General features: G+C 71.5%; 10 protein-coding genes and 1 pseudogene. 2 read left to right on the top strand and 9 right to left on the bottom strand.

Features of this window, described 5'->3' with window-relative positions:
* Nucleotides 1-9: 9 nt before the first annotated feature.
* The 3 genes from AB0L74_RS00055 to galE form a co-directional block, all read right to left on the bottom strand.
* Nucleotides 10-468 carry a hypothetical protein gene (locus tag AB0L74_RS00055; protein WP_365644450.1) on the bottom strand — a complete coding sequence of 153 codons (459 nt, stop codon included), beginning with the start codon at nucleotides 466-468 and terminating at the stop codon, nucleotides 10-12.
* Nucleotides 469-640: 172 nt separating this feature from the next.
* Nucleotides 641-1,768: a glutamate 5-kinase gene (proB, locus tag AB0L74_RS00050; RefSeq protein ID WP_365643538.1), complete on the bottom strand. Its 1,128-nt coding sequence runs from the start codon at nucleotides 1,766-1,768 to the stop codon at nucleotides 641-643.
* 129 nt (nucleotides 1,769-1,897) lie between these two features.
* Nucleotides 1,898-2,869, bottom strand: coding sequence for a UDP-glucose 4-epimerase GalE (galE, locus tag AB0L74_RS00045; protein WP_365643535.1), 972 nt, complete (start codon nucleotides 2,867-2,869; stop codon nucleotides 1,898-1,900).
* A gap of 343 nt (nucleotides 2,870-3,212) precedes the next feature.
* On the opposite strand from galE, the gene AB0L74_RS00040 reads away from it, so the two are divergent.
* Nucleotides 3,213-5,444, top strand: a complete 2,232-nt coding sequence (locus tag AB0L74_RS00040) for a CDP-glycerol glycerophosphotransferase family protein (RefSeq protein WP_365643532.1) — start codon at nucleotides 3,213-3,215, stop codon at nucleotides 5,442-5,444.
* 23 nt (nucleotides 5,445-5,467) lie between these two features.
* A complete protein-coding gene (locus tag AB0L74_RS00035; RefSeq protein WP_365643529.1) occupies nucleotides 5,468-9,028 on the top strand; it encodes a CDP-glycerol glycerophosphotransferase family protein in 3,561 nt (1,186 codons plus the stop codon).
* Between the two features lie 109 nt (nucleotides 9,029-9,137).
* On the opposite strand, the gene AB0L74_RS00030 is transcribed toward AB0L74_RS00035, so the two are convergent.
* The 6 genes and pseudogenes from AB0L74_RS00030 to AB0L74_RS00005 all read right to left on the bottom strand — a co-directional run.
* Nucleotides 9,138-11,171: a glycosyltransferase family 4 protein gene (locus tag AB0L74_RS00030; protein ID WP_365643526.1), complete on the bottom strand. Its 2,034-nt coding sequence runs from the start codon at nucleotides 11,169-11,171 to the stop codon at nucleotides 9,138-9,140.
* A 373-nt stretch (nucleotides 11,172-11,544) separates the two neighbouring features.
* On the bottom strand, nucleotides 11,545-12,981 hold the full coding sequence (gene obgE / locus AB0L74_RS00025; protein WP_365643523.1) for a GTPase ObgE: 1,437 nt from the start codon (nucleotides 12,979-12,981) through the stop codon (nucleotides 11,545-11,547).
* A 213-nt stretch (nucleotides 12,982-13,194) separates the two neighbouring features.
* Nucleotides 13,195-13,449 (bottom strand): 50S ribosomal protein L27, encoded by a 255-nt coding sequence (gene rpmA, locus AB0L74_RS00020; RefSeq protein ID WP_029387501.1) that lies wholly within the window; start codon nucleotides 13,447-13,449, stop codon nucleotides 13,195-13,197.
* A 14-nt stretch (nucleotides 13,450-13,463) separates the two neighbouring features.
* On the bottom strand, nucleotides 13,464-13,784 hold the full coding sequence (gene rplU / locus AB0L74_RS00015) for a 50S ribosomal protein L21 (RefSeq protein WP_164391257.1): 321 nt from the start codon (nucleotides 13,782-13,784) through the stop codon (nucleotides 13,464-13,466).
* 190 nt (nucleotides 13,785-13,974) lie between these two features.
* Nucleotides 13,975-15,036 carry an iron-containing alcohol dehydrogenase family protein gene (locus AB0L74_RS00010; RefSeq protein ID WP_365643519.1) on the bottom strand — a complete coding sequence of 354 codons (1,062 nt, stop codon included), beginning with the start codon at nucleotides 15,034-15,036 and terminating at the stop codon, nucleotides 13,975-13,977.
* A pseudogene (locus AB0L74_RS00005) lies at nucleotides 15,024-15,126 on the bottom strand (phosphocholine cytidylyltransferase family protein); the annotation flags it as partial. The pseudogene AB0L74_RS00005 and the gene AB0L74_RS00010, both read right to left, overlap by 13 nt.

Here is a 15,126-nt window from a genome sequence, read left to right as displayed (position 1 = left end):
GAGACGGCCTCAAAAGGGGTGAACCCCGACAGGGGTCGCCGGGGCCGGCCCGTACCCCGCGGCGATGCGCTGGTGGTAGGTCGCGCGGTCGATGACCTCCAGGCCGACGATCTCCCAGGGCGGAAGGCCCGCGGTCTGGCGGTGCTCGCCCCACAGGCGCAGCGCGACGGCGGCGGCGTCGTGCAGGTCGCGCGCCTCCTCCCAGTAGCGGATCTCGGCGTGGTCGTCGGCGTATCTGCTGGTCAGCAGGAAGGGATGGTCGTGCGCGAGCTGTTCCAGGGCGCGCCGCACCTCCGGCAGCGGGGCGCGTGCGCCGGAGACGCTCAGGGTGACGTGCCACAGGCGCGGGGGCTCGGCGGGCCCCTCGCGCTCGAACCGGTCCCCCGCCGCCACGCTCGTCAGGGCGCGCTCCTCCCCGGCCGCGCGGGAGCCGGCACCACCGGGGGACGTCGCCGTCCCCGGGCGCACTCGTCTCACGACGGCCTCCTTCGTGCACAGGTCGACCCGAGGGTCGCGCGGGCTGGTTCCCGGGACGAAGTCGCGCGGACTCGGCCCCCCGGACAAAGTTGAGCAGGCGGCGCCGGATCGCGGGGCGGTTTTGCGGAACGTCCACCACCGGTGCGGGGATGTTTCGACCCATTTACGGGTGCAGGATCACCAAATCGTCCCTGTGTACGACCTCTCGTTCGTACGCCGGTCCGAGCTCCCGGGCCAGCTCCCGCGTCGAGCGGCCGATCAGCCGGGGGATCTCCTTGGCGTCGAAGCTGACGAGCCCCCGCGCCACCGCGCGCCCCTCGCCGTCCCGCAGTTCGACGGGGTCCCCGGCGCTGAACTCGCCCTCCACGGTGGCGATCCCCGCCGGCAGCAGCGATTTGCGGCCCTCGACGACCGCGCGCACCGCCCCGTCGTCGAGGGTGAGCGCCCCCTGCGGGGTGGAGGCGTGCTGGAGCCACAGCAGCCGGTCGGCGGACCGCTTGCCGGTGGGGTGGAAGTAGGTGCCGGTGTCCTGGCCGGTCAGGGCGTCGGCCGCGTGGACCGCGCTGGTCAGCACCACGGGGATGCCGGCGGCGGCGGCGATGCGGGCCGCCTCGACCTTGGTGACCATGCCGCCGGTGCCCACCCCGGCCTTGCCGGCGCTGCCGATCTCGACGTGCGCGAGGTCCTCCGGCCGCCGCACCTCGGCGATCCGGGTGGTGCCCGGCTTGCCGGGGTCGCCGTCGTACACGCCGTCCACGTCCGACAACAGCACCAGCAGGTCGGCGTGGACCAGGTGGGCGACGAGGGCGGCGAGGCGGTCGTTGTCGCCGAAGCGGATCTCGTCGGTGGCGACGGTGTCGTTCTCGTTGACGACCGGGAAGGCGCCCATGGCGAGCAGTTCGTCCAGGGTGCGCGAGGCGTTGCGGTGGTGCGCGCGGCGGCTCATGTCGTCGCTGGTGAGCAGCACCTGGCCGACCCGGACGCCGTAGCGGGCGAAGGAGGCGGTGTAGCGGGCCACGAGCAGGCCCTGGCCGACGCTGGCGGCGGCCTGCTGGCGGGCCAGGTCCCGGGGGCGGCGGCGCAGGCCCAGCGGGGCGAGGCCGGCGGCGATGGCACCGGAGGAGACGAGGACGATCTCCCGCTCTCCCCCGCCGCGGACCTTCGCCAGGACGTCGACGAGCGCGTCGACCCGGTCGGCGTCGAGCCCGCCCTCGGCGGTGGTCAGTGACGAGGACCCGACCTTGACGACGATCCTGCGAGCCTCGCTCACGGCCTGCCTTGCCCCTGCCACCTGTGCTCTTTCCCCTCGATCACGGCGTCGACGCCTCCTGTCGCCCGCCTCGCAATCTACGCGAGGCGGGCGCCGGGCCGCGCGTCCGTTTCAGGTACCGGACGCCGGCGGCGCGGCCGCCGGTCCGGCTCAGCCGTGCAGGTGCCGCCAGCCCCGCCAGGCCGACTGGATCATGTCGTCCAGGCCGTAGCGCGCCGACCAGTCGAGCTCGCGCCGGATGCGGTCGGCGGAGGCGACCACGCGCGCCGGGTCGCCGGGCCTGCGCGGTGCCACCTCCGGGGTGACGTGCTCGTGGCCGGTCACCTTGAGGATGCGGTCGACCATCTCGCGGACGGAACTGCCCTCGCCGCGCCCGATGTTGAGGACGAGGGAGGTGCCGTCGGCGGCCTCGCCCAGCCGCCGGGCCGCCGCGAGGTGGGCGGAGGCGATGTCCTCGACGTGGATGTAGTCGCGTACGCAGGTGCCGTCGGGCGTGGCGTAGTCGTCGCCGAAGATACGGGGGGCCTCCCCGGCCTCCAGGCGCTCGAAGACCATGGGGATGAGGTTGAAGACACCGGCGTCGGCCAGCGCGGGCTCGGCGGCGCCGGCCACGTTGAAGTAGCGCAGGGCGGCGGCCCGGATGCCGTGGGCGCGGGCGGCGGCGGCGATCAGCCACTCGCCGACCAGCTTGGTCTCGCCGTAGGGGCTCATCGGCGCGCAGGGGGTGTCCTCCGTGACGAGCTCCACATCCGGCATGCCGTACACCGCGGCGGAGGAGGAGAAGACGAGCTTGCCGACGCCCGCCTCCGTCATGGCCTCCAGCAGGGTCTGGAGGCCGGTGACGTTCTCCCGGTAGTAGTGGAGCGGCTGCTCCACGGACTCCCCCACCTGCTTCTTGGCGGCGATGTGGACCACGCCTGTCACAGCATGGTCACGAAACGCCCGCGCGAGGAGGGAGGCGTCCAGCACGCTGCCGACGACCAGCGGCACGCCCTCGGGCACCCGGTCGGCGCTGCCGGTGGACAGGTCGTCGTAGACGACCACGCGTTCACCGCCCGCCACCATGGCACGCACCACGTGTGCGCCGATGTACCCGGCTCCGCCCGTGACCAGCCAGCTCATCCTCATGCCTCCCAGGTCGTTGTCACTGGGTGCAGACTCGTGTGTGCGCCCCGGAAAATCGAGTCGGACACACAGGACAAAATACTGTAAAGCGGGTCACTGTCGACTCAACGTGAGCAAGTTCTCCACTCCCTGCGGAGCGGCTCATTCACCCACGTATTTCCGGGTTTTTTCCGGGTCTTCCGGTCACTCGCGGCCCTTGGCGGACCCGCTACCGTGCCCACGGAAACTTCATGTGAATCCTTTACGCTGATGCGGCGGCGCGCTCCCGGTCCACCGCGCTCGGAGCGCGTTCCGACCCCAGCCCGCGCACCGTGGTCAGTTCTCGGAACAGGTTGTAAGGATGCCCAAACTCTCTCTCGTCGTCCCTGTGTACAAGGTGCAGGGCTACCTGCCCGAGTGCCTTGACTCCGTGCTCGGCCAGGACTACACGGACTTCGAGATCATCGCCGTCGACGACTGCTCGCCGGACGGGTCAGGGGCCATTCTCGACGAGTACGCGCAGCGGGACGCGCGGATTCATGTGATTCACCTCACGGAGAACGTCGGGCTGGGGCGGGCGAGAAACGCGGGACTGGAAAAGGCCCAGGGTGAATACGTGCTGTTCCTGGACAGCGACGACACGCTGTCCGACGGCGCCCTGACCGCGATATCCGAGCGCCTCGAGGCCACCGGCGACCCCGAGATACTCGTCTTCGACTACGCCCGCACCTACTGGGACGGCCAGGTCCGCCCCAACCAGCGGGCGGACCTGCTCAAGAGCGACGGGCCGGACGTGTTCTCCCTCGCCGAGCGCCCGCAACTGCTCGACCTGCTCCAGATCGTCTGGAACAAGGCGTACCGCCGCGACTTCATCACCCGCACCGGCCTCACCTTCCCGCCCGGGTACTACGAGGACGCCCCCTGGACGTTCTGCTCGCTGATCAGCGCCGGGCGGATCGCCGTACTGGACCGCGTCTGCGTCCTGTACCGGCAGCGCCGCGAGGGCGGCAACATCCTCAAGACGGTCAGCCGCAAGCACTTCGACGTCTTCGACCAGTACCGCCGCGTCTTCGACTTCCTCGACGCGCACGAGGAACTCGACCGGTGGCGCGGCCCGTTGTTCCGCAAGATGGTCGACCACTACCTCACCGTGCTGGAGCGGCCCGGCCGGCTGCCGCGCGAGGCGCGCGCCGAGTTCTTCCACCGCGCCTCCGCCGACTACCGGGCCCGGCTGCCGAAGGACTTCCACAAGCCCGCCGGCGGGCGCGGTCACAAGTACACGATGCTGGAGCGCGACGCGTACGCGGCCCTGATGAGCGCCACCACCGCGGTGAAGCTCCGCCAGTCGGTCAGGAAGCGCACCCGCGACGCCGTCAACCGCTCCAAGCGCGGCGCGATGGGCGTCCACTACCAGTCGCAGCTGCGGCTGCCGCTGGACGAGAACCTCGTGCTGTTCTCCGCCTACTGGAGCCGCAGCGTCTCCTGCAACCCCGCGGCCATCGACGCGGAGGTGGCCCGTCTCGCCCCGCACCTGCGCCGTGTGTGGGCCATCCGCCCGGACGCGGTGGAGCGGGTGCCCAAGGGCGTGGAGTACGTCCGCGTGGGTTCGCGCGCGTACTGGGCGGCCCTGGCCCGCGCCAAGTACCTCGTCAACAACGTCAACTTCGCCGACGCCGTGGTCAAGCGCGAGGGGCAGATCCACGTGCAGACCCACCACGGCACGCCGCTGAAGACGATGGGCCTGGACCAGCGGAAGTACCCGGCCTCCACCGACATGGACTTCGAGAAGCTGCTCGAGCGGTGCGACCGGTGGGACTACAGCATCAGCTCCAACCGCTTCTCGACCGCGATATGGGAGCGGGTCTACCCCTGCTCCTACGTCTCGCTGGAGACCGGCTACCCGCGCAACGACGTCCTGGTCAACGCCGGCGCCGAGGAGGTCCGCCGGGCCCGTGCGGCCCTCGGCCTCGCCGACGGCGCCAAGGCGTTCCTCTACATGCCGACCCACCGCGAGTACCAGCCCGGCTTCACCCCCGGCCTGGACCTGGCCCGGCTGGCGGAGGAACTCGGGCCCGACGCCACCCTGCTGCTGCGCGGCCACTACTTCTACGGCAACTCCCCGCACATCGCCGAACTGCGCCGCAGCGGCCGGATCGTCGACGTCTCCGGGCACCCGCGGGTGGAGGAGCTCTACCTCGCCGCCGACGCGCTGATCACCGACTACTCCTCGGCGATGTTCGACTACGCCGTCCTGGACCGCCCGATCATCGTCTACGCGCCCGACTGGGACATCTACTCCGCCGTGCGCGGCACCTACTTCGATCTCCTCCAGGAGCCGCCCGGCGCGGTGGCCACCTCGCAGGCGGAGCTGATCAGGCTGCTCGGGTCGGGTGACTACGACAGCCGGGACGCGGCCGGGCGCCGGGACGCCTTCCGCAGGCGTTTCTGCGAATTCGACGACGGGCACGCAGCCGAACGCGTCGTCCGGCGCGTCTTCCTCGGTGAACAGACCCCGCTGCCGTTCGTCCCGTTCGGCGAACGGCCCCACGCCCCGACCCCCGCCCAGGCGCTCGAACCGGTCGAGCGGGCCTGACCCCGAAAGGAGACCACCAAGCCATGGCCCCTCGGCTCAGTGTCATCGTCCCCATCTACGACGTGGAGCGCTATCTGCCGGCCTGCCTGGACTCGCTGGCAGCCCAGACCTTCCGCGACTTCGAGGTCCTGATGGTGGACGACGGTTCACCCGACGACTCCGCCTCCATAGCCGCCGCGTACGCCGAGCGCGACCCGCGCTTCAAGCTGATACGCAAGGAGAACGGCGGCCTGGGCGCCGCCCGCAACACGGGCCTGGAACACCTGTCCCCGCAGGCGGAGTACGTCACCTTCGTCGACAGCGACGACCTGATCCCACCGGACGCCTACCGGCTGATGGTGACCAGCCTCGACGAGTCCGGCTCGGACTTCGCCACCGGCAACGTCTTCCACCTCAAGGGCGAGAAGACCTGGCAGGTGCCGCTGCTGAGGATGCTCGCAGGCGAGGCCCGCCGCGCCACCCACATCTCCCAGTACGGCAAGCTCGTCGCCGACCGGATCGCCTGCAACAAGGTATTCCGCCGCACGTTCTGGGAGAAGCACGGCTTCGCCTTCCCCGAGGGCCGACTGTACGAGGACACGCCCGTCACGATGCGGGCCCACTACCTCGCCGACGCCGTCGACGTCATCTCCGAGCCCTGCTACTACTGGCGGCTGCGCGAGGGCGAGTCCGCCCCCTCCATCACCCAGCGCCGCACCGACCCGGCCGGTGTCCGCGACCGGGTCACCTCCGTGCTGGAGATCAGCGCCTTCCTGGCCGAGCAGCCCGGTGAGATGTTCGCCCGGCTCAAGGAGGAGTACGACACCCGCGTCCTCAAGGACGACCTGCGGCTCTTCCTCAACGTGGTGCCCGACGGCGACGAGGAGTACCGCGCCGAGTTCCTGCGCTCGGCCAACCGCTTCCTGGACCGCATCGACCCCAAGGTCGTCATGGCGCTCCCCGCCCAGCTGCGCGTGCAGTGGCTGCTGGTGCGCAAGCACAAGCTGGACGAGCTGATCGCCCTCCTCGCCGGCCAGCGGCGCAAGGAGGCCGTGGAGGTCAGCGGCCTGGTCCGCAAGTACGCCTCCTTCCCCTCGCTGGCCGACTCCGACCTGGACTTCCCGCGCAAGGCGCTGCGCATCGACCAGGACCTGCGGATGCGCGCCCCGCTCCAGGACGTGACCTGGTCCGAGGGCAAGCTCGTGCTGTCCGGCAACGCCTGGATCGACAAGATCGACCTGCCGTCGAAGCACTCCTCGGTCAAGGTGCTCCAGCTGCGCAAGGACAAGTCCCGCCGCCGCATCCTGCTGCCCGCCCGCAACGTCCACCGCCCCGAGTGCACCACCAACTCCGGCCAGGACCGCTACAACTACGACTGGGCCGGCTGGGAAGTCACCATCGACCCGGCGAAGCTGCGCAAGGGCGGCGAGTGGCAGGAGGGCCTGTGGCACGTGGGCCTCGGCCTGTACGCCTCCGGCCTGATGCGCCGCGCCGCCGTGCAGTCCAGCGGCGGCGCCGCCTGCAACTTCCCGCCGTACACCTGGCTCAGCCCCGACTTCCGGCTGCTGCCCTCCGTCGAGCGCGGCGCGCTCAAGATCCGCATTGAGCGGGTCCGGGCGCTGATCACCGGGCGCACCGTGGAGGGCGACCGGATCGTCGTCACCGGCGAGATCCGGGTGCCCCTCGCCGCCGGCGAGGACGTGGTGCTGCGGGTGCGCAACCAGAAGGGCGCCGACGTCCACGAGTACCCGGTGACCGTGACCGACGAGGGCGGCACCCGGCGGTTCTCGGTGGAGGTCCCGGTGGCCGACGTGGCGCTGGTCTTCCACGAGGGCGTCGACGCCAAGGCGCAGCCGGAGAACCGCACCTGGTCCACCGCGCTGATCGCCCGGGACCCGCAGGGCGCCGAGCGCCAGTTCAGCACCGTGCTCCAGGAGGGCCTGCCCGACGCCCGCTTCAACCTGCCCGCCTCCCTGGGCGAGCGGGCCGAGCTGGGCGAGCTGGCCATCGTCGCGGGCCACACCGGCTACCTGAAGTTCGCCGGCCGCACCCGCCGCGCCACCATCGACCGGGTCGGCGTCGAGGACGGCCGCATCACCATCGCCGCGCACACCGACCCCCGGCTCACCGGCGCCCGGTTCCTGCTCAAGCCCCGCAACCGCTTCGAGGAGCGCTTCGTCGAGGCCCGCTGGTTCGAGGACGGCCGCTTCGAGGTCGCCTTCGACCCGTCGGCCCTCGGCGGCGAGGGCAACGTGCCGCTGCGCGCGGGCCGCTGGAACCTGTGGCTGCGCCCGGAGGACGGCGCGCCCGACGTGCCCTTCGTCACCGACCGGCTGGCGGCGCCGCAGTTCCCGCTGCGCGCCGAGCTGAACGGGCGCCGCTACTGGCTGGAGAACCGCTGGGCCGACTTCCCCCAGCTCAACTGCCGCTCGGAGCTGAGCGACCTGGAGCGCGGCCCGTTCCGGCAGAAGCAGCTGCGCCGCGAGCTGTACCAGCCCCTGCGCCGCGAGCCCCTGCGCGACCAGGTCTTCTACCTCAGCTACAACGGCAAGCAGTTCTCCGACAGCCCGAAGGCGATGTACCACGAGCTGGTCCGCCGCGGCTCGGACCTCAAGCACCTGTGGGCGGTCCGTGACGGGCAGGTCATCCTGCCCGAGGGCGTCGAGCGGGTGCGGATGTGGGGCACCGAGTGGTACGAGGCGCTCGCCACCAGCCGTTACATCGTCACCAACGGCCACCTGCCGGACTGGATCGAGCGGCGCCCGGGCCAGGTCATCGTGCAGACCTGGCACGGCACGATGCTGAAGAAGATCGGCCACGACATCGACACGCTGCACTTCGACCGCCGCTACCAGGAGAAGCTGGCGCTGGAGGCGAAGCAGTGGAGCCTGGTGGTCTCCTCCAACCGCTTCAGCACGCCCATCCTCAAGCGCGCCTTCTCCTACGACGGCGAGATCCTGGAGGCGGGCTACCCGCGCAACGACTACCTGTACTCCCCCGACAAGGACCGCATCGCCGAGCGCGTGAAGAAGCAGCTCGGCCTGCCCGCGGGGAAGAAGGTCGTCCTCTACGCGCCGACCTGGCGGGACGACCTGTCGCACAGCGCCGGCCAGTACCTGTTCGACCTGCGGATCGACCTGGAGGACGCGCAGAAGCGGCTCGGCGACGACCATGTGCTGCTCATCCGCCGTCACTCCAACGTCGTCGACGCGGTGCCCGGCGCCGGCAACGGGTTCGTGTGGGACGTGTCGGAGTACCCGGACATCGCGGACCTCTACCTGGCCGCCGACGTCATGATCACGGACTACTCGTCGGTCATGTTCGACTACGCCCACCTGCGGCGGCCGATGCTGTTCTTCACCTACGACCTGGAGCACTACCGGGACACCCTGCGCGGGTTCTACTTCGACTTCGAGCAGGACTCGCCCGGCCCGCTGATCTCCACGTCCAAGGAACTGGTCGACGCGCTGCGCGACATCGACCAGGTGTCGGCCGAGTACCAGGAGCGCTTCGAACGCTTCCACCACCTCTTCTGCGACCTGGACGACGGCAACGCCTCCAAGCGGGTCGTGGACCGGATGCTGGAGCAGAGCCGGGAGCTGTGACCGCCCCGCGGCGCTGACCGGAACGGGCCGGGCCCCGGAGGACGCGTCCTCCGGGGCCCGGCCCGTCGTCGTGGTGGTGCCGCGGCGCCGAAGACGCCGCGGCGGTGGGTCACAGCCGTACGGTCTTCACCGCGAACTGGCTCAGCGCCGTGTAGTACGGCCGCAGCTCCGTCCGGACCGGCCGCGGCAGCGCGGCCGGCGTCGCGCCCAGGCTGCGCCGGGCCTTGCGGGCGGCGCGGCGCACCACCGACGGCCGGGGCACGGAGCCGGTGGTGAGCTTCGGGCGGGGGAAGGTGAACACGTCGATCGGCTTGAGCACGTCGGTGGCCAGCTTCGCCAGCGCGGCGCGCGGCGCCCCCTCCTCCGGACGGATCCAGAAGTCCCAGATGACCTCCTTCTCGTCCTCCTCGCCGTGCTCCCGCGCGAGCACCGCGCAGTCGATGACCGTCTCGAAGGCGCCGTCCCCGGCGTCGCGCGCCTCGAAGGCGAGCACCCGCTCCTTGTCCCGCCGGTGCACGGCCTCCACCACCGCGCCCCGGCCCAGCGCCGCGCCCCACAGGTCCGCCCGCAGCCGGACCGCCTGGTCGTCCACGCGGACCGGCCCGACCTCGGCGTGCACCTCGCGCAGGGCGCTGCGCACCCGCAGCCGGCCGTTGTCGTGCCGGTGCGGCAGCAGCAGCGCGAGCGGGTGGCCGTGCGGCCGGGGCAGCTCCACGGCGAGCAGGTCCCGGGTGTCGCAGCCGTAGCCGTCGGTGGTCAGCGGCACCTCCGCGCCCGTCGGGGAGGCCAGCGCCGCCTCCCAGGTGCCGTGCGGCAGCCCGGCGTCCCAGGCGACGAGCGCCTCGCCGGTGTCGGACAGCGGGAAGCGGCGCTCCTCGGCGTTCTTGCCGCCGCGGCGCAGCACCAGCTCGGCGCCGCGGGCCCGCTCGGGCAGCGGGCCGACCGCGATGTGCACACTGCCCCGGTCGTCGACCCGGGCGGTGGCGTGCCGGGGCAGCGCCTTGCGGGCGAACGCCCGCTCCAGGATGGCCTCGAAGCGCTCCCGGCTGGCGGTCTCGTGGAAGCGCTCGGCGCCGCGCACGGCGTTGGCGGCCATCTTGTGCCGCAGTTCGTCGTCCTGGACCAGCCGCAGGATCGCCCCGGCCATCTCCTCCACGTCACCGCGCGGGACGAGCAGCCCGTCCTCGCCGTGAGTGAGGATGTTGCGCGGGCCGTGGTCGGCGTCGGTGCTGACCACGGGCAGCCCGGCCGCCATGGCCTCGACGATGACGTTGCCGAACGCCTCCCGCTTGGACGGCAGGACGAAGATCGACCCCTTGCCGAACTCGGGCGTGACCGGGGCGGTCTGCCCCATCAGCAGGATGCTGTTGGACAGGCCCAGTTCCTCGATGCGGGCCCGCAGCCGGTTCTTCTCGGCGCCGCTTCCGTAGATCCGCAGCGTCCAGTCGGGCGCCTGGGCGTGCACCTTGGCGAACGCCTCGACCAGCAGGGCGTGGTTCTTGTTGTCGGTGAGGTGACCGGCGCAGACGACGACCTTGTTGGTGCCCTTGGAGCGGATCGGGGAGGCCGGCACGCAGTTCGGCATGACCGCCAGCCGGTCCCGCACCGCGGGCACCTGCCGCCCGATGCTCTCGACCTCCTCGGGGGTGAGCGCCGTCAGGGCGTCCAGGGACAGATAGGCCGGGAACAGCCGCTCCTTGATGTCCTTGGCGTAGATGGACGGCATGGAGTGCTCCTGGGTCACCTTGAGATAGGTGCCCGGGGCCTGCGCCAGCATGATGGTGTTGCGCGGGCTGGAGCTGACCACGACGTCGGCGTCCGTGGTGGCCAGGTACTCCAGCAGCCGCCGTTCCGCCAGACGGCTGACGACGGGCTTCTTCGCGCCGGTGTTGGGCGGGTAGATCAGCGGCCACTTCTCCACCAGCGGGTCGTCCAGGTCGGAGACCGGCGAGTGCGGGCGCAGATCGCTGAGCACCCGTACCGAAACCCTGGGGTCGAGGGGGAAGTACGACTCGTCGCGCACCTTGCGCAACGCCACGATCTCCACGTCGTGCCGGTCGGCGAGCGCGCCGGCGAGATTCTGGGTCGCGCTCACCACGCCCCCCATGTGGCAGAGGTCGCGGACCAGGAATGCAATCTTCACAGTCAATCCCCATCCAGGGCGCCGCGTGCGGACGCCGTCCTTGGCCGTGATCCGGGAACCGGTCGTCGTGCCGGCCGGTCCCTCCCGGGTTCCCCACCGCGCCGGCGGAACGAATCACGGCCGGGCAGGGAGCGGCCCCGCACATTAGACGTGGACGGACCGCACAACGTTGTTCACCGGGCGGTCACGATTGAGACACATGCGAGCCACGGCGGTCACCGGCCGCGGCGCCCGGGCCCGTCCCGCGCGGCCACGGCCCGGACGCCGCCTCGGCCGCCCGCCAGACGTGCGGCGAGCGGCCAGACGTACGGCGAGCGGCCAGACGTACGGCGAGCGGGCGGCGGCCGCCCGCTCGGTCCTAGAGCCGTCTGTCCTAGAACGGCTCGAAGTCGTCGAACTCCCGCTGCGCCTCGTCCCGCTCGGCCTGCCGGTCCCGGCGCCGCTGGGCGGCCGGGCGGGGAGCCTCCAGACGGTGGTCCTCGCCGCGGCGGCCGAGCATCTCGGCTCCCGCCATCACCGACGGTTCCCAGTCGAAGACGACCGCGTTCTCCTCGGGGCCGATGGCGACGCCGTCGCCGCTGCGGGCACCGGCCTTCATCAGCTCCTCCTCGACACCGAGGCGGTTGAGCCGGTCGGCGAGGTACCCCACGGCCTCGTCGTTGTTGAAGTCGGTCTGCCGCACCCAGCGCTCCGGCTTCTCGCCGCGCACCCGGAACAGGCCGTCCTCCTCGCGCGTGACGGTGAAGCCCGCGTCGTCGACCGCCTTGGGCCGGATCACGATCCGGGTCGCCTCTTCCTTCGGCTTGGCGGCGCGCGCGGCGGCCACCAGTTCGGCCAGCGCGAAGGACAGCTCCTTCAGCCCGGTGTGCGCGACCGCCGACACCTCGAAGACGCGGTAACCGCGCGCCTGGAGGTCCGGGCGCACCATCTCGGCCAGGTCCCGGCCGTCCGGTACGTCGATCTTGTTCAGGACGACGAGCCGCGGGCGGTTGTCGAGGCCGCCGTACTGTCGCAGCTCCTCCTCGATCACGTCGAGGTCGGAGACGGGGTCCCGGTCGGACTCCAGCGTGGCCGTGTCCAGCACGTGCACCAGCACGCTGCACCGCTCGACGTGCCGCAGGAACTCCAGGCCCAGGCCCTTGCCCTGGCTGGCGCCGGGGATGAGGCCGGGGACGTCGGCGATCGTGTAGACGGTCGAGCCGGCCGTCACCACGCCCAGGTTCGGCACCAGGGTCGTGAACGGATAGTCGGCGATCTTCGGCTTGGCGGCGCTGAGCACGGAGATCAGCGACGACTTGCCGGCGCTCGGATAGCCCACCAGCGCCACGTCGGCGACGGTCTTCAGTTCCAGCACGATCTCGCGCACGTCGCCGGGCTCGCCGAGCAGGGCGAAGCCGGGCGCCTTGCGCCGGGCGGAGGCCAGCGCCGCGTTGCCCAGGCCGCCCCGGCCGCCCTGCGCGGCGACGTACGAGGTGCCGTGCCCGACCAGGTCGGCGAGGACGTTGCCCGCCTTGTCGAGGACCACGGTGCCGTCCGGGACCGCCAGGACGAGGTCCTGGCCGTCCTTGCCGGAGCGGTTGCCGCCCTCGCCGGGCTTGCCGTTGGTGGCCTTGCGGTGCGGGGAGTGGTGGTACTCCAGCAGCGTGGTCACCGACTGGTCGACGGTGAGGATCACATCGCCGCCGCGGCCGCCGTTGCCGCCGTCCGGGCCGCCCAGCGGCTTGAACTTCTCACGGTGGACGGAGGCACAGCCGTGGCCTCCGTTACCCGCGGCGACGTGGAGTTCGACGCGGTCCACGAAGGTGGTCATGGTGGGTGCCTCCTGGGGGTGCCCCGGCCGGGAGCCGGGAGAAGTGCGGGAAAGTCTCTTCGGTGTGGTGCGCGTGTCGGTGCGCTGCGCGTGAAAAGCGGTGCGCAGATGAAACGGGCGCGTAGGTGAAACGCGCGAAAGGCGGACCCGCTTCCCGTACGGGAAGTGAGGTCCGCCTCTCGAAACGCTCGGTCGAAACGCCCGTCAGGCGATTCAGGCGACCGGAACGATGTTCACGACCTTGCGGCCACGGTGGGTGCCGAACTGCACCGAACCGGCCTGGAGGGCGAACAGCGTGTCGTCGCCGCCACGGCCGACGCCGGAGCCCGGGTGGAAGTGCGTGCCGCGCTGGCGGACCAGGATCTCACCCGCGTTGACGACCTGACCGCCGAAGCGCTTCACGCCGAGCCGCTGGGCGTTGGAGTCGCGACCGTTCCGGGTGGACGATGCGCCCTTCTTGTGTGCCATCTGTTCTCAGTCCCTTACTTCGCAGCCGTGGGGATCTCAGTGACCTTGATCGCCGTGTACTGCTGGCGGTGGCCCTGACGACGACGGTAGCCGGTCTTGTTCTTGTAGCGCAGAATGTCGATCTTCTGGCCCTTGTGGTGGTCCACGACCTCGGCCTGGACCTTGATGCCGGCCAGCACCCACGGGTCGCTGGTCACGGAGTCGCCGTCGACGAGCAGCAGGGTCGAGAGCTCGACCGTGTCGCCGACCTTGGCGGTGGAAATCTTGTCAACCTCGACGATGTCGCCGACAGCAACCTTGTGCTGCCGACCACCGCTGCGCACGATCGCGTACACGCGGAACTCTCTCTCTACGCTCGGGAAACGGCACCCCCGCAGGCCAGCCGCCCGGATTGACGGACGGCCTCTCCCGGCCAGCCCTGTGTCCGGGAGGAAGAGGTTTACGGGGATGTGGCATGTCAGTGGACACGCCGACGGTCAAGGTTACGGGGCCCGCCCCACGGGGGTCAAACCGGGCTCTCGCGGCTCAGTCGGCGACCGACGCGGCGTAGTCGGCGTACGCCTCCCGGATCCGCGCCGGCGACAGCTCCAGGTGCTCCAGGATGGTGTAGCGGCCCGGGCGGGTCCGCGGGGCGAACTCCACGGCCCGGACGAACTCGTCGTCGCCGAACCCGATCTCCTCGGCGAGGACCGGCAGACCGTGCCGCCGCAGCACGCGGGCCATCAGCCGGGAGCCCTCGTGGTCGCCCCACAGGTGCGTCGCGAAGGCGGCGCCGAGCCCCACCTGCTCGCCGTGGCTGGCCGCCCGCTTGGGGTACAGCAGATCGAGCGCGTGGCTGATCTCGTGGCAGGCCCCGGACGAGGGGCGGGTGTGCCCCGCGATCGACATGGCGATGCCCGACAGCACCAGCCCCTCGGTCAGCACGGTCAGGAACCCGTCGTCGCCGCAGCCGCCGGGATGGCGCAGCACGGCCTCGCCGGCCTGGCGGGCCATGGCGGCGGCCAGGCCGTCGACCTTCTCGCCGCTCACCCGGTGCGCCAGCTCCCAGTCGGCGACGGCGGAGATGTTGGAGACGGCGTCGCCGATGCCGGACCGCACGAAGCGGATCGGTGCCTGGCGGATCACCGCGAGGTCGACCAGGATCGCGATGGGCGTGGGCACGCCGTACGAGCCGCGGCCGGCGTCGTTGTCCAGGATCGACACCGGCGAGCAGATGCCGTCGTGGGAGAGGTTGGTGGCCACGGCGACCATGGGCAGCCCGACGCGCGCCGCGGAGTACTTGGCGCAGTCGATGACCTTGCCGCCGCCGAGCCCGACGACCGCGTCGTACCGGCCGCCCTTCATCGCGTCGGCCAGCCGCACCGCGTCGTCGATGGTCCCGCCGCCGACCTCGAACCACTCGGCCCCCGGCAGGGCCGGCGCCAGCCGCTCGCGCAGCCGCGCCCCGGACCCCCCGCTGACCGCGACGGCGAGCCGTCCGGACTGGGAGATCCGCTGGTCGGCGAGGACGCTCGTCAGGTCGTCGAGGGCGCCCGGGCGGATGTCGACGACGACCGGCGACGGGATGAGCCGCGTCAGTAGCGGCACGCGATCTCCCTGCCCTTGGCGAGGTCGTCGTGGTTGTCGATCTCGACCCACTTCACGTCGCCGATCGGCGCCACGTCGACGGTGAAGCCG

This window comes from Streptomyces sp. NPDC052020 (genome assembly GCF_040680575.1).
GTDB lineage: Bacteria > Actinomycetota > Actinomycetes > Streptomycetales > Streptomycetaceae > Streptomyces.
The sequence above is the reverse complement of the archived record's forward strand: the minus strand, read 5'-3'. Positions and strand labels throughout refer to the sequence as shown.